Source organism: Paenibacillus sp. N22P23, assembly GCF_059383735.1.
Genome location: NZ_JBXENT010000001.1, coordinates 1309933 through 1334014, shown reverse-complemented (window position 1 = coordinate 1334014; position 24082 = coordinate 1309933). Strand labels below are relative to the sequence as shown.

Below are 24082 nucleotides of genomic sequence, written 5' to 3'. Positions count from 1 at the left end.
ATGTTTCGAAAATTACTAATTGTATTAGGTGTTCTTGTAGTTGTATTGGGCGGAACATTCTTATATTTCAAAGACACCATAATAGGAACGGTTCAATTCGCCCAACAAACCAAAGAAACCGCAGCGACTGTAAGCAGCGTGAATAAGAAGATGCCGGCACTGATTCAGAAAGCAAAGGAAGATCAGAAGAATGGAACAGATTCCGCAGTCACAAATGAGAAGTCAGCGGAAAAAGAAATTAAACAAGAACTAGTCACTGTAAAACAAGAATTGAAGAAACTTACTGAAACAGAGCCGCCGGCGAAGTTGAAGAAAATTCATGAACAACTCGCAGCGCATTCTGATGAAGCCAACGCGAAGATCGATGAGTACATTAAGCAGATCGATAACGGCACATTTAACCCGGAAGAATTCCAAGCATTATATGAAGAAATGAAAGACTCACCTGAGTTTAAGGAAGCTGAAAAATACTTAAAGCTGTTACAATAAGTTCCTCCGTGAAACGGAGCCGCAATAGTCCGACAGCTAAATCGGACGACAGGAACATATATTCAATAAGGGTCGCGGATATCGCGGCTTTTTTTGTGAACAAATAGCGCCATGAATAGGCAAGGTAATTAATTCGAAATAGTACCTTGACAGTCATAGTACTTTGTCGTATTATACAACTACGGGATGATCATATGAGTGATAGCGAAAAGGGTAAAGAGGTTTACACACGAAACAAAAACAACTGGGAGTACGCAAAACGCGCTCTTGAAAACTTATTATAAGGAGAGTGGATGTTATGAATAAGAATTTGACTAACTATCTGAATGGCGTTTTCGCATCATACGATGGGGTAAAGAGCGTCGAGGAATTGAAGATGGATCTTCACTCCGATCTGCAGGAACGGTATCGTGAGCTCATTCAAGAGGGAAAGGACGATGAAACAGCATTCAAGATGACCATTGATAGCATTGGCGATATCGAGCAAACGGTACTTGAGGTTGCTAACCTCTCCCGCTCGCTGGAACGTAAGGTGGTAACGAACTTTAGCGCAAGCAATCTGGCTGAAAGCGATTTTGCAGGCGTTAGGGCCCATCAAGGACAGTTTAAAGGCAGTGCTGTTAAAGGATCCGACTTCTCGAAAGCAGATTTGACCGGCAGCACGTTTGCGAGCAGCGATCTACGTCAAGCCAATTTTGATGGCGCAAACCTCAGCGACTGTAACTTTACTTCTCTGGACATGTCGAATGCGAGCTTCAATGAATCGATTCTTGTACGCACTAACTTCAGCACTTCGGGGCTGGAAGGAGCAACATTCACAGGCGTTAAACTGACCGATGTCACGCTAACCAAGCTCGACCTTAGAAAAACAATTTTTGAAGGCTGTATCTTTGACGGCGTGGACTTCAAATATTCCGACCTGAGTGGGCTGCGTCTTGACGGGCAAACCTTTATCGGCGTTAAGTTTGATAAGTCGGCCTTAAACAATGTTTCGTTTAGAGGTGCTACACTCAAGAATGTTTCTTTTGAGGCGTATTTTTCCTTGACCAATAAGTATTACCGTTCCATCAAAACCATCTGCTTTGACAATGCAATCATGGATAAGCTGACCTATGCTGCGCTCAAAGGCATGGGGGCGGATTTGTCTAAAGTTATAGTTCGATAAGGAGGTTGTGAAATGGCTTTTCCAACATGGCTCTGTGAATGATATGGACTACGTCACTACGACAACGTCAGAATGTAGTGTTAAGCTTCAAACAAGTCTATAGGTACCAGTCCTACACCCGATGCGTTTTTCGGTAAAAGGAAGGGGTCATGCCGCGCTTTTGCCGAAAAACGCGACTTAAATAAAACCCGTTCTCGTAACCGCATCGGGAGGCGATTTTGTCGATGCTGAATTCAGTTTCCTCAAGCAGCCGACATGCCCGAGAGAGTCGAAGCTCCGTAACAAATTCGGATGGCGTAACGCCATAAGCACCGCGAAACCGACGGGTCAACTGAACCGGTGTCAGCTTCAGCGAATGCGCCAAGTTCCGCATATTCAGAGGCGCGTAGGCATGGGCCGTCATGAATTGATGCGCCTGCTGCAGCTCCACAGGTATGTCGGCTTGGACTGGATTCTTATCATATCCCCGCTCCAATGTCACCAACCGCAACAGGTCGTTTAATAAATGCTGCTTATTCGCCAGCGCGATGTGGTCCCGCTCAGGAGCTAGTTGTACCAAGTAACGAAAATCAGAAGACATTCGTTCTTCATCTGCAACGCTTATTTTCCCCATTAACCGAAAATCCACCTCGGATTCCATCTCTATTTCAGCTTCCGTCTCCCAATTGAAATGGAGAAAGTGGAAGCTAAGCGGACTGACCGTTCGTCGATGAAACCATGTATTCGGCGGACAAACCACCAAGTCACCAAAGCCTGCTTCCCCATCATGACCACTTATGGAATAGATGAATCTGCCGTCTTGTGCGGCGAACATCGTCCAGTAAGGATAGATATCACGATCGAGGGCAAATCGTTCTTTGCGCTCCCAATAAACGTGAGAAACCAAACGTGCATAATAATCGGACTTCATCCGCGATCCCACCTCAGTTGAACCTCATGAAATAAAGTATATCTCCCATCGTAATACAATGCATGTTATTTAAAAAGAGGATCTTATAAGATGAAATCATAGATATTCATATCATTCGAAGGAGTGTATGGGCTATGAGGCATGAGGTTGTGTCGACGGAGATAACGGTTATCGGCGGCGGGCTAGCAGGGGTTTGTGCGGCAATCGCCGCGTCCAGGCTGGGCAGAACAGTTTCGCTGGTTCAAAACCGGCCCGTGCTCGGCGGAAATTCCAGCAGCGAGGTAAGGGTATGGGTTTGTGGCGCTACAGCACACGGAACACACCGCTATGCAAGGGAAACCGGCATTATGGGCGAAATGTTCATTGAGAACCAGTTCCGCAATGTGGATGGAAACCCATACTTTTGGGATTTGGTCGTCATGGAGATGGTGCGAGCGGAGCCGAATATCCGCTTATTCCTCAATACGGATGTACATGAAGTGGAGGCAATCGGCGATGTGGATAATCGGACGATTCGTTCGGTTACGGGCTGGATGATGGGATCGGAAAGGAAGATCCGTTATGAAAGCGCCGTGTTTCTCGATTGTTCGGGCGACGGACTGGTTGGATTTCTTGCAGGTGCCAAGCATAGGGTCGGTCGCGAGTCGAAGGACGAATACAACGAGGATTGGGCGCCTGCGGCAGCAGACGATATTACGCTCGGCAGCACGCTTCTGTTCTATACGAAGGATGCGGGCCATCCTGTGCAATACATACCGCCTTCATTTGCCAAAGACATCACGCAAACGACGATTCCGATGAAGCGCGTCATCCGCAGCGGTGATAATGGCTGTGCCTATTGGTGGATAGAATGGGGCGGTGAATTTGATACCGTTCACGATAACGAACGGATACGCGATGAGCTGTGGGCCGCTATCTATGGCATTTGGGACTATATTAAGAACTCGGGCAAGTTCGACGCCGATAATATGACACTGGAATGGGTTGGCTCAATGCCTGGGAAAAGGGAGTACCGCCGGTTCATCGGCGATTATGTGCTCAATCAGAACGACATCGTGGCGCAGCGCGAGTTCGAAGACCGCATCGCGTTCGGAGGATGGTCTATCGATCTTCATCCGCCGCAAGGGATGTACTCGGCAGAAAGCGGGTCCAAGCACCTTCATATGGACGGCGTCTATCATATTCCGTTTCGCTCGCTTTATTCCGTGAACGTGAACAATTTACTCATGGCCGGCCGTGATATAAGCGCTTCGCATGTCGCGTTCGGTACGACACGGGTGATGGCCACTTGCGCGGTCATCGGGGAGGCCGCTGGCACCGGGGCTGCTTTATGCGTAGAGAAGGGTATTACGCCACGCGAGCTGCATAACGGCCATTTGCGCGAACTGCAGCAAACGATGCTGAGGCAGGATGCCTCGATCATCGGTTTGCGTAACGAGGATCCGGCCGATCTTGCACTTCAGGCGAGTGTTAAGGCGTCCAGCACTTTGACGCGACTTGCGGTGGAGTCGCCGGTAGAGGCTTATCCCCTTAAGTCCGATGTCGGCTTACTGCTGCCGGCGGACCCTGACATTGACGGCATCGAGTTGTTGGTGGATGCTGCAGAAGCAGCGATACTCGAAGTTGAGCTGTGGAATACGGGCCGTGGAGAGAATTATGTCCCGCATACGCTACAGTCGACTTCATCGGTACAAGTCGGGAAAGGCGACAGACAATGGGTAAAGCTGGATTTGCACTGGAAACCAGCTGCCCCGGAAAACGCCTTCCTCATTATTAAAGCCAGAGAGCAACTATCCATACACTTGTCCGATCAGCTGCAAACGGGTGTCCTTACATTTGTCAAAGGACCGGCTCCGATCGTGTCCGCAGACCTCGAAGACCATCAATCGTCGCAGCCGGTCGTCCAATGGAGCATGCGGTCGTTTGTTCGCAGGCCACTTTGTTTCCGTCTGCTTTCACAGACAAATGCGTTCTCCCCGGTGAGAGCCGTCGATGGCTTTGCCCGTCCGTTTGCTGGCCCTCATCTATGGTCATCCGTCGCCATGAGAGAAGACTCGTCTGAGTGGTTGGAGCTCAACTGGGCCATGCAGGTGAATGTTCGGTCTGTCCACATTACGTTCAATGACGACGTTAATGAGGACTTAATCAACCTTCACCACCATCGCACGCCGTTTGCAATCATGCCGGAACTGATTCAAAATTATGCCGTCGAGGTATTCGTGAACGGCGATTGGACTGCTGTAGCGGAAGGGCAAAACAATCATAAACGAAAGCGCATCCATACGCTGGATACACCGATAACTACTGACAAGCTCCGAATCATGGCTTACTCGACGAACGGCAGCCTGCGCGCCGAAATTATCGAAGTCAGGGTGTACGAATAGTTTATAGGCACGAAAAAAAAGATGGTTATGCAGCTTTTGTGCAAACCATCTTTTTGTTAGGCATAAGGGAGAGGCATAATTTACATGAATGGGTTCCCAAGAAGCCTGTGACGGGCTGCTCAATGAACCGGAGGCGTTTACCGGCATATATTTTTGCGGTTAAACAGCGTTCAGATTTTACGCTCAAATATTTAATGGCGGCTGAGCAATTTCGACAGACATTTCATGTGTGAAGTGGAATATTGGACATGACCGTATAATCGAGACGTTCGGCATCCTGATATTCTGATCAAAAACGCCGGCGTGAACGCAAGAAACAGGGGGGATGTTTTTGAATACGACTGGATTGCAAGGTAAAAATGCGTTAGTTACGGGTTCCAGCAGGGGACTTGGCAAGCAATACGCCTTGGACCTAGCTCGCGCCGGCGCCAACGTCATCATTCATGACATTCGAGATAGCTCGGCAGCTGAATTCAACGAAGCGGCTTCGGGCCATTCGGTTACCGAAGAAATCAAACTGCTTGGCGTAAAATCGGCTTTTATGACAGCTGATTTGGCCGATCCGGCTCAAGTAGAGAGGCTAATCAAAGGCGCGATCACCGAGCTGGGCTCATTGGATATTCTCGTAAATAACGCGGGGGGAGATATCGGATTCAACACGCCTCGCCCGGAGCCGAATGATGCTCTTGATATTTCCATCGACGATATTCGTTCGGTTGTCGAACGGAATCTACTGTCCACTATGTATGCCTGCAAATTTGCGGGATCATATATGAGGGAGAGGAGAGTCGGCAAGATCGTGAATGTTGGCTCGATTGCGGGGCATGTGCCGGTGACAACGGGGATCATCTATGCAGCGGCCAAGTCGGGCATATCTTCGTATACGAGAAGTCTTGCAGAACAGCTGCGTCCGTATGATGTGAATGTAAACTGCATATCACCTGCTCCGACCTATACCGGCAGATTTCTTGCAACGCGGTCTGTGCAAAGCGAAGAAGGGCGGTCCCGTCTGCAGCGCATCGCACAACCTGAAGAAATGTCAAGCATCGTACTGTTCCTGTGCGGCTCCGCTTCGGACGCCTTATCCGGCGAAACGATTGTATGCTGGAAATAACGAACCTGAGGGTGAGGTAGAACGATGACCGAAGCCATACGTTTCATCATGGGGCCGGAGGAGCCGAGCCATTATGACATTTTCACCCACGCAGCTGGTCCGGAGGGCAAGCTGCCGCTGACCTCCGATATGCTGATGAATCTCCCAAGCGGGGATTTATTCGGCATGAGCCAAAATGTCGGCATGGGCTGGAAGCCGGATCGGCTTCTCGGCAAGCAAATTCTTATTCTCAGTACGCAGGGCGGTGTCCGCGGCGAAGACGGAACTCCGATCGCACTTGGCTACCATACCGGCCATTGGGAAGTAGGTCTTCTCGTAAAGGAGGCGGCACTTGAAGTGACCGCACTTGGCGGAGTGCCGTTTGCAGCCTTTGTCAGTGATCCCTGCGACGGTCGTTCACAAGGGACGACCGGGATGTTCGACTCGCTGCCCTACCGCAACGATGCGGCGATCGTGTACCGGCGCTTGATCCGTTCTCTTCCGACAAGGAGCGGCATCATTGGAGTGGGCACCTGTGACAAAGGACTTCCCGCCATGATGATCGCCCTCGCGGCGATGCACGATCTTCCCGCGATCATTGTGCCAGGAGGCGTTACGCTGCCTCCGACTGTCGGTGAAGACGCGGCCAAGATCCAGACCATAGGTGCGCGTTTCGCGAATGGTCAAATCACGTTGGACGAAGCTGCCGATTTGGGCTGTCGAGTGTGCGCCACAGCAGGAGGCGGCTGCCAGTTTCTTGGCACCGCCGCATCCGCTCAAGTTGTCGCCGAGGCGCTTGGGATGTCGCTGCCGCATTCGGCGCTCGCTCCTTCCGGCCAGCCGATCTGGCGCGACATTGCCAGTCAATCGGCGAGGGCGGTTCAATGGATGCATGCGGGCGGAATGACCATGCGGGATATTTTAACCGATGCGGCCATTGAGAATGCAATGACAGTTCATGCCGCATTTGGCGGCTCCACGAATTTGCTGCTCCATATCCCCGCTATTGCTTACGCGGCATCATGCCGCATCCCAGGAGTAGCGGATTGGACTCGTGTGAATAAGGCGGTTCCGAGGCTTGTCAGCGTGCTGCCGAACGGACCGGAATATCACCCTACAATCCGCGTGTTTATGGCAGGCGGCGTACCGGAGGTCATGCTTCATCTTCGTAAACTCGGCCTGCTCAATCTAAAGGTAAAGACCGTTGCGGGTGAGTCTCTTGCTGATCAATTGGATTGGTGGGAGGATTCCGAGCGGCGCCATGAAATTCGTAAACGGTTGCAAGATATCGATGGCATTGATCCGGATCAGGTCATTATGAACCCGGAACGAGCATCCGCCAGAGGGTTGACATCCACGGTAACTTTTCCAATTGGCAATCTCTGCCCGGAAGGATCCGTCATCAAATCCACAGCAATCGATCCCGACGTTGTCGGCGAAGACGGCGTCTACCGCCATATTGGGCAGGCTAAGGTGTTTACGTCCGAGAAAGAAGCGGTTAAAGCAATTAAGCTTGGCCATATACAGGCAGGCGATATTTTAGTGTTGATCGGCAGAGGTCCTTCAGGAACGGGGATGGAGGAGACCTACCAATTGACCTCCGCTTTAAAGTATCTCCCATTCGGAAAGCATGTGACGCTGCTCACGGATGCCCGCTTCTCTGGCGTGTCGACCGGAGCCTGCATCGGTCATATCGGTCCGGAGGCACTGGCCGGCGGTCCAATCGGTAAATTACAGAACGGCGATTGGATTGATGTCTGCATTGATCGCAATAGGCTGGAAGGAAGCATTCATTTTGTCGGTCAAGGCGAAGAACGCTTCAGCCCGGAGACCGGCGCAGCTATACTTGCTGCTCGACCATTGCACCAGAACCTTGCCGCCGATCCGGAACTGCCGGACGACACTAGGCTGTGGGCTGCACTTCAGGCAGCAAGCGGAGGCACGTGGAGGGGCAGCATTTACGATGTCGATCGAATCGTCGAAACGCTGCAAGCGGGTATGACAGCGTTGGCAAGATCCAAGCAGGGGATGGGAGGTTGATTGATTTACCATGCATAAAAATCGTCTGGATGGCAAAGTGATCGTAGTAACCGGCGGGACAAAAGGAATCGGTAAAGGCATCGCCTTGATGTGTGCGGCCGAAGGCGCGAAAGTGATAGTCAGCGGAAGGAACGAGCAGGACGGAAACCATTTGGTCTCGCAGATTACAGAAAACATTGGATCGGAAGCGTTGTTCATTCAGAAGGATATCGGCAGCGAAGCGGCTTGCCGTGAATTGATCGAGGAGTCAGTAACGCATTTTGGACGAATCGACGGTCTTGTGAATAATGCGGGCATCTTTCCACGAGGTACGATGCTGGATACGACGGAGGAACTGTTCGATTCCATCTTCGATGTCAATATAAAAGGAGCATTCTTTTGTTCGAAATATGCCATACTGGCAATGCTGAAGACAGGTGGAGGCTCAATCGTTCAAATCGGTTCTACAAACGGTCATAAAGGCTCCAAGGATCTTGCGGCGTATTCATGTTCGAAAGGTGCATTGCTGACGCTTAACCGTCATATCGGGGTTAACTATGCAAAGGAAGGCATCCGTTCGAACTGGGTGACCGTTGGCTGGGTGGCGTCCGAAGGGGAGGTAGAGCTGCATGGGAAAATGGGAATCCCCGTGGATCAACTGCATGAATGGGCTGCAACCCGCATTCCGAGCGGGCGCATGCAGACTACGGAGGATATGGCGTATGGGGTCGTCTACCTGCTGTCTGACGAATCCAATCAGGTAACGGGAACGGAGCTCTCCATCGCTGGAGGATTGGGTATCTAGACATTTGAAAACCTCTTATTATAGAAAAAAGCTCGTGACTAATGTGTCTCGAGCTTTTTTTGCGTTTAGCGCAATAGAAAAAAAACGAATTATTTGCCTTTTCTTCTAATTGCCGGAGGAATAATCATTTATTACTCGCCTGTAAAGTTTTTCGACTAACTTGTCGTATCGGAATAATGCTGAGAAGCGTTACAGCAAGAGCAACAATTAGGAAAACGACTGATCCCATAATCGAATCCGATATGGCATGTGAATATTGCAGATGCGAAGGTTGATCGGTGTGGCTGGATCCATTAAATACAGTGATGAGAATAGCCAAACCTAATGAAGCTCCACTTTGATGTGCGATATTTATTAGTCCTGAAGCGGCACCGCTATTCTTAGGCTCCACACCTGTGAGGCCGATTGCGGTAAGCGGCTGGAATGCCATTCCTGCACCAATGCCCATAATTGCCAAGAGAATGAACATGTCCGGGAAAAAAGGAACTTGCACGGCAATGATATGACTGAGCCCAAGCGTGCTAATTATTGCGATAAATAAGCCAGTCATCAGAACTTTCACATTGCCAAAACGCTGCACGAGTTTAGGGATCAGGTACATCATCCCGAATTGGGAAACTGTAAATGGCAGAAAGGCCATGCCTGCTTCAAATGAGCTGAAGCCAAGAACGTTTTGTAAATATTGAGGAATAAAGAAAAAGAGTGAAAAATTCCCGCCTACGAGCAGAAACCTTCCAAGATAAGCACCGGACCGCCGGCGATTTGAAAACATGTGGAGTGGAATGATCGGCTCAGCCGCTCGTGCTTCAATAAGAACAAATGCCGTTAACACGATAATTCCACCTGCTAGCAGAATCCATGTTTCAGGCTGTTCCCAACCGTAATCGGCAGCTTGAACAAAGCCATACACAAGCGCCGTCATACCGATGACAGATGTCAGTGCACCCCAAAGATCGAATCGTCCTGATTTTATTGCTGTCTTGTGGATATGCTTCTGAACCAAATACAACAAAACGATCCCAATGGGTACATTAATAAACATACCAAGACGCCATGAAATAAAATCGGTGAAGAATCCGCCAAGAATAAGACCGATACTGCCGCCTGCAGCCGAGACTGCACTGTACATCGCGATGGCACGGGCTCGTTCCTTCGCCTCCACAAAAGTCACTGACAACAAAGTCAGTGCAGCAGGTGTTGCCAATGCAGCCGAAAACCCTTGAAAAACACGGGCCATTAGTAAAAATTCAGCGGTTGGTGCTAACCCGGCCAGCAATGAGGCGAGCGAGAATAAGCCAATGCCGATACCAAGCATTCTCCTGAGTCCGAGAAGATCGCCTGCCCGGGCACCAAGCAGCAAGAAACCGCCAAATGCCAAAATATAACCGTTTTGCACCCAAGTTAACCCGGTAGTCGACATATGAAGCGTGCGGCCGATTTCAGGAATTGCCGTGACCATGACGGAGCTGTCCAGTACAATAATGAGTTGACACGCGATAATTATGGTAAGCATGATCCATTTGGTCTGATTCATGTTCATGTTCCTTTCCATGTTCAATGATAGTGGTTCTGATAGCTATTATGGATGGGATCTGCTTCTGGAAGTAGATCGTTCCTGCATATAAATTGCCTAAAGCTGCAAAACTGTTTTTTGCATCAGTTTTTTGCTTTGCAAGTTTTTTGAATGTCGTTATAATTTAGTAACAGAATGGGGGGATGTAAGACATGTCGGAACTAGGAATGGAATCCCGCATTGCAAATGGAAAAAGCGTGTCCTTTCATAAGAAAATGCTGGAGCAGCTCATTGTTATGACGGATCGGATTACCCGTGCAGAGGGACGAACGCCAACCATAGTGCCGTTCTTGTCCATCATTAGACGCAGTCGCGATACATTGCGAAGTTCTGGTGTACTGACGCCTTCTTTTTGTCTAATTCTCCAAGGGGCAAAAAAGCTTTATCTTGGCCAAGATATCTTTCATTACGAAGCAGGGGATTACATAGCATCCCTAATCGATATTCCGGCTTCCGCCCAAGTCGTCGGGGCTGCTGAAGATTCGCCTTATATTGCGCTGCGAATCGATTTTACGACGCAGGAAATCGCTTCAGTGGTAATGGAGGCAGATATCAACACAGGACCAACACATAAAACTCCGGCTGCCGGAGCCTTCATCGGTAAATCAGATTCAGAGCTGCTGGATGTTTTTTATCGCTTACTGAGGGTAATGGATAAGCCCAAAGAAGAAGTTCGTTTTCTATCTGGACTGCTCAAAAAAGAGATGATTTTCAACTTGCTTTCAGGCGATTTTAGCCACTTATTCTTACAGAAAGCATTGTTTGATCAAGGATCAGATGGAGTGGGAAAGGCGATCCAATGGATCACCGAAAATTATACAAGTTCATTTACAGTTGAGGAGCTAGCTAAGTCCTTCAATATGAGTGCCTCCGGACTTCATCATAAATTTAAAGCGATCACCACGATGGGACCGTTGCAATATCAAAAGCAGCTTCGCCTGCAAGAAGCCAAGCGCCTCATGTTGAGCGGTCCTATAGGGGCAACGACTGCCGCATTGGCAGTTGGCTACGAAAGTCCGTCTCAATTCAATCGGGAATATCGAAGGTTGTTTGGTCAGCCTCCCTTGCAGGATATAAAAGCCATGAGAAAATCAGCTGACGACAGGGGATTTGAGGATAGTTGAGGGTAACTCCTTAAAGGCCGCATAAATCGCGGCCTTTTTTGCATTCGTTTTTTATAAATCTTTAAGATTTTCAGTCGCTTTAATTTAACTTGTTTTCTTTAACCTAGAGAAAGAAAGAATGAGGGGGAAACAAGAAATGAGAAAGTGGCTTTTATTGCTTGCGGCGATACTACTAGTGGTAATGTTCTACGATCGGTTCATGTCTCAAGAGGATACAATCATTTCGGTAGATCAAGCCGTGAATGAGAACACGCCAGAACCACCAACAATAGAGGACAGCCCGCCGGTAAACGAGCTTACAATTCGAGTCGAAGAGGACCAGGTGCACGAGGGAAACTTGCTGCTCGTAAACGAAAAAATTGCCGTACCGCCTAACGATGCGGACGGCGAAGCGGTTAACTTATATACGCATAAGGAGCTGCTGAACGGTTTCGGCTTACTGGATAACAAGGTAAGACTATCGCCCGATTTGACGAGAATATTCGCTTCGATGATCGAGGACGCCGCCGAAGACGGCATCCACAATTTTCTCATCAGCAGCGGTTACCGAAACGACAAGGAGCAAGAAGCGCTATTCGAACAATTGGGACCGGATATCGCGGCGCTTCCGGGCCATAGCGAGCATAACTTGGGACTGGCACTGGACATCGGTTCGACGATGGCGCAGATGAAAGACGCCCCGGAAGGGAAATGGCTGAAAGAGAATGCCTGGAAGTACGGGTTCATCGTCCGGTATCCGGAGGATAAAACGGAAGTGACCGGCGTCATGAACGAGCCTTGGCACTTCCGTTACGTTGGGATTCCTCATAGCGTGATCATGCAAGAAAATCATTTGGCGTTCGAGGAATACTTGGATGACTTGAAAGAACGCAAATCCATGACGACAATCGTCGGCAACAGAACGTACGTCGTCTATTATTTTCCGGTATCTTCGAATACGACGCTTCACGTTCCCACAATAGGCAGTTACGAAGTATCGGGCAACAATACGGATGGCGTTATCGTGACCGTATTAATATCGTGAACGAGATTCGATAGGATTCAGCTTACTCATTGTCCGCTCAATCGGATTTGGTTTATGGCTTGAGCCAAAATATCCATTGTTCGATTCGATTCCGCAAGCGTATTTGTCGTTCCGCCGACTTCGATTAATGCGCTGGCAGGCGAGTAGTTTTGATTGTACCACCCATTACCGACGCTTTTATCTTTATAGTAGATCCCTCTAGAAAGACCCGGGTATTTGGCGGTGACCCAAGCTTGTATTCTTTTGGCGAATGCATCGTTTTGCTTCCAACTCGGATTCTCGAGCCCGATCACGAAGTATAATTGGGCGTAGTTCGTGCCGCGAATGTTGACTGTCGTCGCGCTTCTTGGACTCGTATCGCGATGAATATCGATTAAGTATTTGATTTGTGGATGAAGGGCAAGTTGATTGATGATCGATTTTTCCGAATATACGTATGATTTCGCGTAATTGAATTGGCTTCCGTAAATAGATGCATAATCGTATGAAGTATGATAAACCTCCGCGCCCATCGCTTGCAGCATTCCAGTTAAACGTGCCCCTAACATGGTGACATTGGTTGTCGCATTGTATGCGAGATCGGGGTTCGTGACGCCCGGTAATTCGGGGATCCACGATTCCCGATTATGCGATTGGTAAATATAGATTGCCGATTTCGAAACCGGATTTGCGGATGGCGCCGAATTAAAACGAATGACCAGTTTAGTCGGGTCGCCTGTGTTTTGAATTTGGTAGCTTGCTTTCTGTTTGAAATTCGCTATGACTTGTATGGTCGATGATTCCGAATCCTTCATGATGTAACGGATATTCGAAATATATGGGTTGTCTGCTGAAATGTTGGATACTTCACCCATTGTATTCTTGGCGGGTTCGCTAATGGGCCCATTAAACGTTACACCCGGAAGATCGACGACCAGACGATTAGGATCTGTTAAAGTCGAAACGCTAGGAGAGAAGCTCCCATTGGTTGCTATCGTTAATTCATTATTATCCAATTGAATGGATTGCAGCGCAGGATACTGATCCGGAGGTATTATGGGTACGTTCGGATCGGTGGCCGGGTCGCTGCCGGATACGCCGCTTTTCGTTCTCCATAAACTGACCGCATAAGCAGACGCGTCCCACTTCACGACAAGTCCCAGATTTTCGGCGACGAAACGAATCGGGAGCAACGTTACTCCATTCATGACGGTTGGCGGCTGTTCCAAAGCCATCGTTTGTCCGCCTAGAATCGCATAGGTACCGTTTATCGGCAGTATGATTGTCGTCTTCTTATTGGACAGAGTTGTGATCTGGCTCTTCTTGTCCCATGTAACGTTAACGCCCAAGCCTTCCGCGATGACGCGAATCGGAACCATCGTGGTCTGATGGATCAAACGAGGGGCAACGGGAGAGCTTAACTTTTGGCCGTCAAGAAACAATTGGATCGTTGCAGGTGCTGCATAAGCAGCCGGAAGAGCGAAAGTAAGTACGAACAATAGCGACAAAATAGTAAGAATCGATCTTTTCATCATGCACCTCTAGTCTAGTTGTCAAAGTTAGCAACTTCTTGTCACAATAAAAAAACGAGAGCCTCTTAAAAATAAGAAACTTTCGCCATTTTCACAATACTATAATTATGGAAATGATAAACTCGAGGAACCAATTCTAGCAATAACCCCAGTCATAGGGAACCCGGTAAGCGCATTTGGTATCGGCGATTTGGTGTATTAACTTGAGCATAGGGCCTTGCATATACATAAGAAAACCTTGAAGGGGCGAATGCCATGAGATATACGGTTCAATATATCCCCCTTAGCAAGATCAAGCCAGAATCATCCATTCAACTAACGAGTCGAATCAAGGAACTTAAACGGACCGCGCAGGATTGCATGCAGCTTATGATTGTGCGCAAGAGCAGGAAGGCTGGCGGTTACGTCCTGGTGAGCGGCAGCAGCCATTATGATTTCCTAAAGAAACACACGAGGAAAACGGCTGCTCCATGTCTAGTAGACGAGACTAATGCGTCTGCTAAGCTGAATTCATTGATTCACCGCATGCGCAAACGGGATTTGCCCTATGAGATACCTTACATCAAGCGGGATCGGACCCCGACAAGCAGCTGGGCGATTATCCGTCGTTTCTTGAAGCAAGAGCCTCGGTTCAAGAGTCTATCTCGCAGGGAACAATTGCAAGTGCTTCGGCTGGGACTTCAATATAAGCGAACAACCGTATCTGCCATGAAAGACATGGTGCACAGACACGTAAACAATAAGAAAATGGGGTAAGACATCCTTGGCAGCAGATCGAAGTGATCTGCTGCCTTTTTGTGGAACGAATTGATGAACAAAAAATGGGCTTGACCAGTTGTTTCACAGCTAAACGGGGGTGGTTAAGGTAAAGGAAACAGGGGAATCTCCCCGGAACGAAGAGGTGAATGACGATGAATGTTATACTGATTATCGTTGGTGTCTCTGTGTTCTTGATTGTGGCCGCTATTCTAATCCGCATAAGCCGCTGGAAAACAGTTTTGACCGCACCCGGCAGTCAAATGGAGGAACTACAGGATAAACATGCTTATTTGCACGGACGGGGCTTACGGTCCCGCATCCGCGAGAAGGACGGTCAGCCGGTATCCGGTATTGCCGCCGGCACGATGCACACAACAGGCTATATGAATCTGCAGGTCCATAAGGATGATATCCAGCGGGCTAAGGCAGCGCTTGAGGATTACACGCACGAGCTTCATACATCACACTCGCCATTATTATAGATTTGAGCAGAAACCACTCCTTAGTAGGAGTGGTTTCTGTCTGCCGAGAAAGAAATGATTCTTTAACGGTTGTCAGCGTGTCTATTCAATGAAATGAACGACTGTTAGAATTCTAACGGTTGTGAGCATCGTTATTCGCTGCATAATGGTTGATATCTCTCGGAAAATGTCCAAATAAGCCCGCTTACAACCGTAAGCAAATAAAATCGGGCTTTTTTGGCTATATAACCCCTGTCACAACCGTTGCAGGTCGGAAGATGGTCCGCGCGAATAATGAGGTCAAAGCCGAAGAGCCATAATCTAATTCCGAATTATAACTGTGATGCCGGAAATCAACGGTCAATTCAGCTAGCAAAAAAGTTAGGATTTGTTCAAAATCATGATTTTCCAATGTTATGGTGGCATCAAGATCAGAGTATAATAGATGATTATTTGGAAAGATTCAAATATTCAACAACATCCGCTAGTTAAGCTTATTGGGATTCGTTGTGCGCTTATTTTGAAGGAGTCGAGTTTAATGCTTTATATTTTTGGCGGATTGCCCGGCACCGGGAAGACGACGTTGTCGTCAGCTTTGGCTAGAGAGCTAAAGGCTGCATATCTCAGAGTCGATGTCGTGGAGCAGGCTATGCGGGATGCCGGTACGAGGGTCGACGGCCCTGAGGGTTACATGGTGTGTTATGCAATTGCATCACAGAATCTCCGGCTGGGATTAGACGTGATTGCAGATACTGTTAATCCTATCCAAATAACACGACAAGCTTGGCGCAACGTGGCGGAGTCTCTCGAGATTCCGTTTGTGGAAATTGAAGTGATATGCTCTGATAATCGCGAACATAGGCATCGAATCGAAACGCGTGCAGCAGATATTCCCGGCTTTGTTCTACCGACGTGGGAACAGGTTCGGAATCGACAATACGATGTTTGGGACCGGGAGCACATCGTCATTGACACCGCTCATCAAACCGTGTCGGAATGCATGAAGACCTTATGTATACAGATGGATCGGGAACGAAGTAAACATAGCTAAAAATTTGAATAAAGATAGGAGTTAGTTACGATGATAAAAGGTTTCGGAGGCATTTTTTGGAGAACGAAGAATCTTGAAGTTGTGAAAAAATGGTACAGCGATGTGCTGAAGATTGACATTGCTGATTGGAATGGGACTGTGATAAAACCCCAAGAAGGGAATGAGACGATCTTCTCCTTCTTTACCGAGAATGACAGTTATTTCCCAACCGAACAACAAGTGATGTTAAATTTCCAAGTACATAATTTAAACGAGACAATGAAGCATCTTGAACATATTGGTGTCCCTCTTGCAAAGCAAGCAGAGATTGGTGATTATGGAAAATTTGTTTGGATTGAAGATCCTGAAGGTCGACTGATTGAGCTATGGGAGAAATGAAACAAACAGCGACCCGGTTTGTAATGGATCACTACGGTGACCGTGCACAGAATCTTACACCTCTAGCCTCTGGTGATTGGTCAAGAGCTTATTCCTTCATGCTCGATGGGCGTGAAATGGTCATTCGTTTCGGCGCGTATCTTGAAGATTTCGAAAAAGATCGTGTAATGGGATCGTTTTCCATGGACTTGATGCCGATTCCAAAGGTTATAGAGGTTGGTAAGACGGAGGATGGATTCTTCGCCGTATCTGAACGAGTGCAAGGAGAGAAACATCTCGATGAGCTTGACGAATCGGAACTGCGGATTGTCCTTCCGCAATTGTTCGATGCGCTTGATGAGCTTCAGAAGCTAGATCTCACCAGCACACAGGATGTTGGACTTTGGCGCCCAGAAGGAACAGGTCCGAGCTGGGGGGCAGAGCTATTATCGGTGGCTGAGCCCAGAGAAAGGCTTGCTGGCTGGCGCGAACGGTTAAACACTTCGCCACGGGAGGCAAGTATCTTCGATGCCGGCGTAGCTAAGCTTAGTAAACTCGCACCGCAGCTTCCGGAGTTCCGCGGAATCGTACATAACGATCTTTTGAATCGAAACGTGTTGGTGGACAAGAGGAAACTAACCGGAGTGTTTGATTGGGGAAATGCGTTCTATGGCGATCCACTCTACGACCATGCTTTGTTTCTATATTGGCTGTCTTGGTTTCCGCAATGGCAAGGGATTAACTTGCAACAAATACTGGACGACCACTGGGAGAAGCGCGGAGGCCCGCCTGCACAGATGAAGGAACGCATACACTGCTATCTCATCCACATTGGGCTTGACCATATTGCCTACAGCGCTTTTAGGGATCGCACTGAAGATAAGAGACGAAATGCCGATCAATTGTTGACTTACATCTAAGCGGGAAGCTGTCGAAAGTCAATCAGCCTCTAACCACAGTAATAAGAATATTGGTATTAGAAGGTGAAGCACCGAGTTGGACTGTAGATGTGATTGGACAAATGAACTCGTATACAATCCCTATTCGCCATACTGGTGAATGGGGTTATTTTTTACCGTACTTTTACCGTTAGTTTGGTATACTAACCTATTATATCGAATGTAGCGGCGGTGATCGTAAACGTGAATATTTTGCTGGCGGAAGATGATAAGAAGCTCGGCAAGCTTGTTAAATACATGTTGGAGAAGAAAGGCGGCTATCACGTCGATTGGGTGGAGAACGGCGAGGATGCGCTCGATTACGCCCGTGGATCGGAATACGATGTGCTCATCCTGGACTGGATGATGCCGCTCATGGATGGTGTCGATGTCTGTAAGCGGCTGCGGGGCGAACATTATGGACAAGCCATCGTCCTCTTGACGGCCAAAGATTCGCTGCAGGATAAAATTTTCGGCCTCGATGCAGGAGCCGACGACTATCTGACGAAGCCTTTCGAGATGGATGAGCTGCTCGCACGTCTTCGTGTGCTTGCACGGCGGAATTTTGCCCCGAGGCAGGCGGATATTGTGAAGTTCGGGCAATTCACGCTCAATCGCACCTCACACCAACTATCACGAGATGGCGCGGAGATACAGCTTAGTCCAAGGGAGTATCAGCTGCTCGATTTATTCTTGCAGAATACCGGCAATGTGCTGACGAGAGAGGCGATTCTCAATCGCATATGGGGACTCGGCAGCGATGTTTCCTACAAGAATGTCGATGTTACCGTGAAGATGCTCCGGGACAAGCTGGACGATTACGGAGGGGAACCGGTCATTCACAGCATCAGGGGGGTAGGCTACCGGTTTGAAATGGACGCTTAAAAAAGGGAAGAAGCGCGACTTATTCCAATACACACAAAGGAAGCTCACAGTTACCTACACGTGGCTCATCATTTTGTTTCTGGCGTTATTCTCGATCATCGTATCGCTCTTCTTCATCTTCATGGCGTATCAGGAGCAGCGCAATTCGCTCCAATCGACCCTGTATGCGACCGAGGACGGCCGAGTTGTCGTTCCGGATTTGGAGAACAGCCGCAATGATGATTTGTACTTCTTCTATGTGCTGGATAATCGTGGTCAAGTGCTTGCTCAGAGCGATGCAATCGCGCAGTTAAGCGACCTTAATATGGCGGAGATTGATGGGTGGCAGCCAGACCGGGATTCGTTCCGTTTGCGCTGGCAGCCCGAGCAGCAGCGACTCTATGGCGATCTATTGATGCGTACGGATGACAGACTGCTCTTTGTAGGCGCGCACCCGATTATGACGACGAATGGGCCGGCTACGATCTATGCAGCGAAGGATGTCACCTTCTACTGGGATATACTCCGCAATCTGATCATCGTGTTCATCATTATTCTTGTTATTTTCATAATTGCAGCCGTCAAGCTCAGTTCCTCGATGTCCAAAAAAGCAATGATCCCGATACAGCAAACATTCCGGCAGCAGCAGCAATTTCTGGCCGATGCTTCTCATGAGCTGAGGACGCCGCTCAGTATTATGAACACGTCCCTCGATGTGATTGAGCTGGAGAACGGGGATACCATTACGCCGTATTCGAAGGAAGTTGTATCGGATATGAAGGAAGAGATTAGCCGAATGAGCCGCATGGTGCAGCATCTGCTGCTGCTGGCCCGTTCCGACGCAGGCTCAGCCGAGTTCGAGATGGACGCTTTCGACATTGCGCCGAAGCTCCGCCAGTGGGTGCTTGCCTTCGAAGGCGTTGCTCAGAAGAAGGGGATCACGCTGCGGACGATGCTGCCGGAAACGCTGACCGTTAAAGGCGATCCGGAGCGGCTCAAGCAGTTGGTCTATATCCTGCTGGATAATGCGATTAAATACACGCCTGAGGAAGGCAAGGTCGACGTTGGTCTGGATCCTAACCCGAAGCAGTGGCGGATCATCGTCCGGGACAGCGGCATCGGCATTACCGAAGCAGATCAGCCGCGCATCTTCGACCGGTTTTACCGGGTCGAGAAACATCGCTCTCGTGAAGAAGGCAGCGCGGGGCTTGGTCTCGCGATTGCGAAGCAGATCGCTATCGCCCATCGGGCCTCGGTGGTTCTCGAGAGTACCCCTGGGAAAGGAAGTACATTTTCGGTAGAGTTTCCCGTTTAGCACACGAAGAAGGCGAGCAGCCCTTTCTCTTGGGAAGATGAAGAGGAAGGGTATTTTTATACCCAAAAGGACGGCGACAGCCATTTCACCTTATTTACCGTACTTTTACCATTGCTCGATATAGTAGGTACTGTAGAGACAAGAACATTGTAACGAAAGGATGATAAAACGTGAGACGCGTTAGACCTTGGGTGAAAAAGACGCTGCTAGTATCCGTCATCATCGTAGCTGCCTGCGCCGGATTAAGTTTGGTGGGTGGTGTGAACAGGAGTGATGAGGCGATAGTTGTGGGGGTTAGTCAGGAGTTTCATGGCAGACCCGCAGGCGATATGAAGGTTGAGATCAGAGGCGACAGGGATGCGGCCGTGCCAGCGCTTCGCGGTGAAGAAGTAACGATGCCAGTGCCTCCTCGAGCGCCGGTGTTCAAAGAGGGCGGCATTCACATCGAACGAGGTCATGATCATGGTGTTGGTCCTGGCGTAGTGGTGGGCTTCATGATACTTATCGCAGGACTTTTATTGTTCTGGATGAGCAAGCGAAGCAAACGGTCGAGAGTCGCGGATGGGGCGAATGTGCTTGCAAACATTCCGTCGGCATCGGACTTCCTGGACCAATGGGAAATTCAGCAAAACCAAACAAAGGAGTCGAAGTAAGATGGGTATCTTCAAACGTGTCAAAGATGTATTTCTGGCCGAAACGAACGGTCTGATCGATAAATGCGAGAAGCCGCTCAATATGGTGAATCAATATATGCGGGAATTTAGTGTTGAGCTGGAGAAAGGGCAGCGGGCACTGGCGCACCAGCTGTTTATTGAGAAGCGGCAAGCGGTGCTGATCGCGAACGCAGAGACGGCAGTGGAGAAGCGTGACCGCCAAGCGAGACTTGCGGTTGCCCAAGACGAGGATCAGATCGCGAAGCTGGCGCTTCAGGAGAAGCTGCTGCAAGAGAAGAAGTTGGCAGTCTACCGCGAGCAGTACGCAACTATCCAGGAACAAACGAAGGTCCTTGAGGAACGCATCGCCCAGCTGCTGGTGCAATCGGAGGAGTACAATCACCGCAGACTGCTGCTCGAATCCCGGGTCAATGTGGCAAGCTCCTTGAAGGAGTTGAACCAGAGCGTTGTATCGTTTCAGACGGACGGCATTGTCAGAGGATTCGCCCGTGCGGAGGAGAGGGTGCTGATGATCGAGGCGGAGCTGGAGGCAATGAATCATTTCAATTCGCCGGCTAAACGGTCCGCGCCGCAGTATCTCGATCCGACGCTAACGGCGGAGATCGAAGCGTCACTGGCAGATTTGAAGCAGCAGCCAGCGACAGCAGTAGAATAATAGTGTGAAGGCCGTCGATAAAGTCTCGGACGGCCATTTTTTATTAACCCACTTCAAAACATCACCGCGTTCATATCGAACAAATCTCCTCTCGCATTCCTTTGCTTGCATTCAGAGAAAATCTAACGAACCGTAGAGGTCTTAATTGGCTGATTTTCGGGGCTTCGACAATCTAACGAACCGTAGAGGTCTTAATAGGCGATAATCGGCTCCCAACTAGGCCAAAACCGTCAAATAGAGCCCCTACGATTCGTTAGAATTTTTTAGGTGCGATAAATGAGCAAATAAGCGCTGTACGATTCGTTAGCGCATTTAAAACCGTGCGGACGAAGCCGCCAGTTCGGGGAACTATCTGTACCGACAACGTTACAGAACTTTACGGCAGCCAATCACATGATTGGCTGCCGTTTTCATTAAGTTAAGGAAGGTTTGTTTAGCGCTGTAGCACACGCAAACTGACATGACACTTTGGTTCAAACCTGTAAGAACATTACAAACCATCCTAAGCAAGTTGGAAGATTTTTCAACTAGATATTGCGTGTTGATTTTATATCTGTTATATATGTAATATAACAGATAACAAATGGAAGTTGGTGGTTCGATATGGGACGGCTTCGACATGTCAAAATCGCGGCATGGTTAATGGTTGTCTGCGCCATTGCCGGCGCGCTGATTATGCCCTATTCGCTCGAAGTGCTACCGAAGGCCGAGAACCCGGCGATGTCGCATCAGCAGTATGTGCTCATGTTAACGGCGGCTCAGGTTTTGCAGAACGGCATCGTTGGCTTTTTCGCCGCATGGGGCGGTTTGGCTCTTGCGAGTCGCGTCGGATTGGATGCGCCGTTTCTCCGACGTTGGATCTACGGAGTAGGCCGACCTGCAGTATCACGAAAATGGTTTCTGATCGGTATTGCAGGTGCGTTCGTCATCACGCTGCTGATTGTCCCTATTAACGCTTTAGTGCAGCCCCATCTTCCGCACGTGGATACCCCCCATCAAACCTGGTGGAAAGGGATGCTGACGATTTTCTCCGGAGGGATCTTTGAGGAAATCGTACTTCGATTGTTCGCGATGTCGCTGTTCACGTGGCTGCTCGTAAAACTGATCCGAATCAAAAACGCTCCAATTCCATCGTACGTATACATGACGGCAAACGTGGTTGCGGCCGTTCTGTTTGGAATGGCGCATCTGCCGCAGGCGAGCGCGATATTCGGGGGAATGATGCCTGCCGTCGTTGCGGCTACGATCGTGCCGAACGCGTTGTACGGCATTTGGTTCGGCTATCTTTACCAGCGGCAAGGCTTGGAATACGCAATTGTCGCGCATATGACGACCGACTTGCTTCTGCATGGCATAATCGGCCCCCTCGCTTCCTGAAGACGCGCATCTGCCATAAGGAGAGATATTTATGTTCATAGAGCTCGATCTACAATCTGAAACCCCGCTTTACGCGCAGCTAGTCGATCAAGTGGTCGAAGGGATCGCGTCGGGTGAGTTAAAGCCGGGGGATCCGCTCCCGTCGGTTCGGAGTTTGGCGGAGGACTTGGGGATCAATCTCCATACCGTCAACAAATCTTACAATTTACTCAAGCTGGAGGGCTTTCTACAAGTTCACCGGAAAAAAGGCGTTATCGTCCAGCCAGACGGCATGCCCGGCGTGACGCAGGCGTTCGAGGAGAAGCTTCGGCGGGAGCTGCGATCTCTTGCGGCGGCAGCTGCGGTACGAGGCATGACGGAAGAGGAATTCGCGCAGCAGAGCAGGTCGGTTTACCGAGAAACAATAACGAATCGCGGAGGGGAACAGCTTTGACTGTACAGGAAACGATCATGATGGCCAGCGTATATTTGTTTATCGCATTGATAATCAGCATACAGTCTATTATAGGCTTGCGGACCTTGTTGTTCGGCATCGTGCTGCCGGAGGAAGCCGAGCGGGATGCAGCTGTCCTCGGCATTCGTCGGCGTTATGTTCTGCTCACCGGCGGTTTTGCGATCGTCATCGGAGGAGCTTGTTTCTTTGTGACACGTCATCAAACGGCGGGGCGGAGCATTCTGTGTTGGACGACTGCCGTCTTACTATTAATGCTTGCGTCAGGTTTCGCTATTCGGATCAGTCGGATGTCAGCGCAACGCTTGAAGGCTGCAAGAGGCTGGCAGGTTGTCGTACAGACGAAGCGTGCAGCAAGCCTCGCGTTCGGTCGGACGCATCGCTCGGTGCTGGGCTCTTGGTGGTATTCGGCGCATGTCTCCTTGATGGTGGTTTGCATCATCATTGCTGTCGCGAGATGGAACGAGATTCCGCAGTCGTTCGCGATGCATATGGGGCCGAACGGCTCTCCGGATCATTTCACTTACAAATCCGTACGGACCGTGTTCATGATAAACATCGTACAAGCGCTGATGATCGTGTTATTCGCCGGCTATAATCTGATGATCAGCCGCGCCAGGACATCACTGGATCCCCAAGACCGGGAAGGTTCGCTGCAGAAACAATTGAAGCTGAAGAAAATCCATTCGATTGCATCTTGGAGCATTTCGCTGCTGGGGGTTGCAAACTTAGGGTTGTTGCAAGCCGTAATGCTGTACGGCTGGAAGCTCAATCTGCTCTTCCGCTCCAACGTCTCGTTCATGGCTGTGTTCTTCTTAACGCTGATCGGCGTATTGCTTTACCTGCGGTTCAGAGGTCTTGATCAGCAAAAAGACTTTCCGTCGCAGGAAGAGAGGCACTGGAAGTGGCTTGGCAGCATATACGTGAACCCCGAAGATCCTGCGTTGTTCGTTCCGGATCGATACGGATTCGCATGGACGATCAATATGGCTAATTCGCTCGGTAAGATCATAGCTGCTTTGATGTTAGCCGTTCTGATAACCGCCATTCTCGTGCCCATTTTCTTTGTATAAAGTAAATGTG

Annotated in this window: 23 protein-coding genes; 20 read left to right on the top strand and 3 right to left on the bottom strand. The window is 49.3% G+C overall.

The window, feature by feature from the left end; genetic code table 11:
• Both AC506A_RS06365 and AC506A_RS06360 read left to right on the top strand, forming a co-directional pair.
• Complete coding sequence (locus AC506A_RS06365; RefSeq protein WP_495460129.1) at positions 1-489, top strand: DUF6376 family protein; 489 nt, start codon at positions 1-3, stop codon at positions 487-489.
• A 298-nt stretch (positions 490-787) separates the two neighbouring features.
• Positions 788-1654 (top strand): pentapeptide repeat-containing protein, encoded by an 867-nt coding sequence (locus AC506A_RS06360; protein WP_495460128.1) that lies wholly within the window; start codon positions 788-790, stop codon positions 1652-1654.
• A gap of 112 nt (positions 1655-1766) precedes the next feature.
• Here the strand turns inward: AC506A_RS06360 and AC506A_RS06355 are convergent, their stop codons facing one another.
• Positions 1767-2564: a helix-turn-helix domain-containing protein gene (locus AC506A_RS06355; RefSeq protein ID WP_495460127.1), complete on the bottom strand. Its 798-nt coding sequence runs from the start codon at positions 2562-2564 to the stop codon at positions 1767-1769.
• Positions 2565-2698: 134 nt separating this feature from the next.
• On the opposite strand from AC506A_RS06355, the gene AC506A_RS06350 reads away from it, so the two are divergent.
• From AC506A_RS06350 to AC506A_RS06335, 4 genes are all read left to right on the top strand, one after another.
• On the top strand, positions 2699-4948 hold the full coding sequence (locus AC506A_RS06350) for an FAD-dependent oxidoreductase (RefSeq protein WP_495460126.1): 2250 nt from the start codon (positions 2699-2701) through the stop codon (positions 4946-4948).
• A gap of 331 nt (positions 4949-5279) precedes the next feature.
• The gene (locus tag AC506A_RS06345) at positions 5280-6062 is read left to right on the top strand and encodes an SDR family NAD(P)-dependent oxidoreductase (protein ID WP_495460125.1); all 783 of its coding nucleotides are present in this window, start codon (positions 5280-5282) and stop codon (positions 6060-6062) included.
• Between the two features lie 24 nt (positions 6063-6086).
• Positions 6087-8081: a YjhG/YagF family D-xylonate dehydratase gene (locus AC506A_RS06340; RefSeq protein WP_495460124.1), complete on the top strand. Its 1995-nt coding sequence runs from the start codon at positions 6087-6089 to the stop codon at positions 8079-8081.
• Between the two features lie 10 nt (positions 8082-8091).
• Positions 8092-8865 (top strand): SDR family NAD(P)-dependent oxidoreductase, encoded by a 774-nt coding sequence (locus tag AC506A_RS06335; protein WP_495460123.1) that lies wholly within the window; start codon positions 8092-8094, stop codon positions 8863-8865.
• A gap of 124 nt (positions 8866-8989) precedes the next feature.
• Here the strand turns inward: AC506A_RS06335 and AC506A_RS06330 are convergent, their stop codons facing one another.
• A complete protein-coding gene (locus tag AC506A_RS06330) occupies positions 8990-10399 on the bottom strand; it encodes an MFS transporter (RefSeq protein WP_495460122.1) in 1410 nt (469 codons plus the stop codon).
• Positions 10400-10590: 191 nt separating this feature from the next.
• On the opposite strand from AC506A_RS06330, the gene AC506A_RS06325 reads away from it, so the two are divergent.
• Both AC506A_RS06325 and AC506A_RS06320 read left to right on the top strand, forming a co-directional pair.
• The gene (locus AC506A_RS06325) at positions 10591-11562 is read left to right on the top strand and encodes an AraC family transcriptional regulator (protein ID WP_495460121.1); all 972 of its coding nucleotides are present in this window, start codon (positions 10591-10593) and stop codon (positions 11560-11562) included.
• A 136-nt stretch (positions 11563-11698) separates the two neighbouring features.
• Positions 11699-12586, top strand: a complete 888-nt coding sequence (locus AC506A_RS06320) for a M15 family metallopeptidase (protein ID WP_495460120.1) — start codon at positions 11699-11701, stop codon at positions 12584-12586.
• A gap of 26 nt (positions 12587-12612) precedes the next feature.
• Here AC506A_RS06320 and spoIIP read toward each other — a convergent pair whose 3' ends face one another.
• Entirely contained in the window at positions 12613-14100 is a 1488-nt protein-coding gene (spoIIP, locus tag AC506A_RS06315) for a stage II sporulation protein P (RefSeq protein ID WP_495460119.1), read from the bottom strand.
• Between the two features lie 252 nt (positions 14101-14352).
• On the opposite strand from spoIIP, the gene AC506A_RS06310 reads away from it, so the two are divergent.
• From AC506A_RS06310 to AC506A_RS06255, 12 genes are all read left to right on the top strand, one after another.
• Positions 14353-14853, top strand: coding sequence for a hypothetical protein (locus tag AC506A_RS06310; protein ID WP_495460118.1), 501 nt, complete (start codon positions 14353-14355; stop codon positions 14851-14853).
• 155 nt (positions 14854-15008) lie between these two features.
• Positions 15009-15338: a hypothetical protein gene (locus AC506A_RS06305; protein ID WP_495460117.1), complete on the top strand. Its 330-nt coding sequence runs from the start codon at positions 15009-15011 to the stop codon at positions 15336-15338.
• A gap of 517 nt (positions 15339-15855) precedes the next feature.
• Complete coding sequence (locus AC506A_RS06300; protein ID WP_495460116.1) at positions 15856-16368, top strand: P-loop nucleotide/nucleoside kinase family protein; 513 nt, start codon at positions 15856-15858, stop codon at positions 16366-16368.
• A gap of 30 nt (positions 16369-16398) precedes the next feature.
• Positions 16399-16746 carry a VOC family protein gene (locus AC506A_RS06295; protein WP_495460115.1) on the top strand — a complete coding sequence of 116 codons (348 nt, stop codon included), beginning with the start codon at positions 16399-16401 and terminating at the stop codon, positions 16744-16746.
• Entirely contained in the window at positions 16743-17645 is a 903-nt protein-coding gene (locus AC506A_RS06290) for a phosphotransferase family protein (RefSeq protein ID WP_495460114.1), read from the top strand. Before AC506A_RS06295 ends, AC506A_RS06290 begins: the two co-directional genes overlap by 4 nt.
• A 222-nt stretch (positions 17646-17867) precedes the next feature.
• A complete protein-coding gene (locus tag AC506A_RS06285) occupies positions 17868-18548 on the top strand; it encodes a response regulator transcription factor (protein WP_495460113.1) in 681 nt (226 codons plus the stop codon).
• The gene (locus AC506A_RS06280) at positions 18532-19842 is read left to right on the top strand and encodes a sensor histidine kinase (RefSeq protein ID WP_495460112.1); all 1311 of its coding nucleotides are present in this window, start codon (positions 18532-18534) and stop codon (positions 19840-19842) included. Before AC506A_RS06285 ends, AC506A_RS06280 begins: the two co-directional genes overlap by 17 nt.
• Positions 19843-20012: 170 nt before the next feature.
• On the top strand, positions 20013-20495 hold the full coding sequence (locus AC506A_RS06275) for a hypothetical protein (RefSeq protein ID WP_495460111.1): 483 nt from the start codon (positions 20013-20015) through the stop codon (positions 20493-20495).
• Between the two features lies 1 nt (position 20496).
• Positions 20497-21171: a PspA/IM30 family protein gene (locus tag AC506A_RS06270; protein WP_495460110.1), complete on the top strand. Its 675-nt coding sequence runs from the start codon at positions 20497-20499 to the stop codon at positions 21169-21171.
• A 603-nt stretch (positions 21172-21774) separates the two neighbouring features.
• Entirely contained in the window at positions 21775-22548 is a 774-nt protein-coding gene (locus tag AC506A_RS06265) for a CPBP family intramembrane glutamic endopeptidase (protein ID WP_495460109.1), read from the top strand.
• A gap of 31 nt (positions 22549-22579) precedes the next feature.
• Positions 22580-22981, top strand: a complete 402-nt coding sequence (locus AC506A_RS06260; RefSeq protein ID WP_495460108.1) for a GntR family transcriptional regulator — start codon at positions 22580-22582, stop codon at positions 22979-22981.
• Positions 22978-24072 (top strand): DUF5808 domain-containing protein, encoded by a 1095-nt coding sequence (locus AC506A_RS06255; RefSeq protein ID WP_495460107.1) that lies wholly within the window; start codon positions 22978-22980, stop codon positions 24070-24072. The genes AC506A_RS06260 and AC506A_RS06255 overlap by 4 nt, the downstream gene beginning before the upstream one ends.
• Positions 24073-24082: the final 10 nt, after the last annotated feature.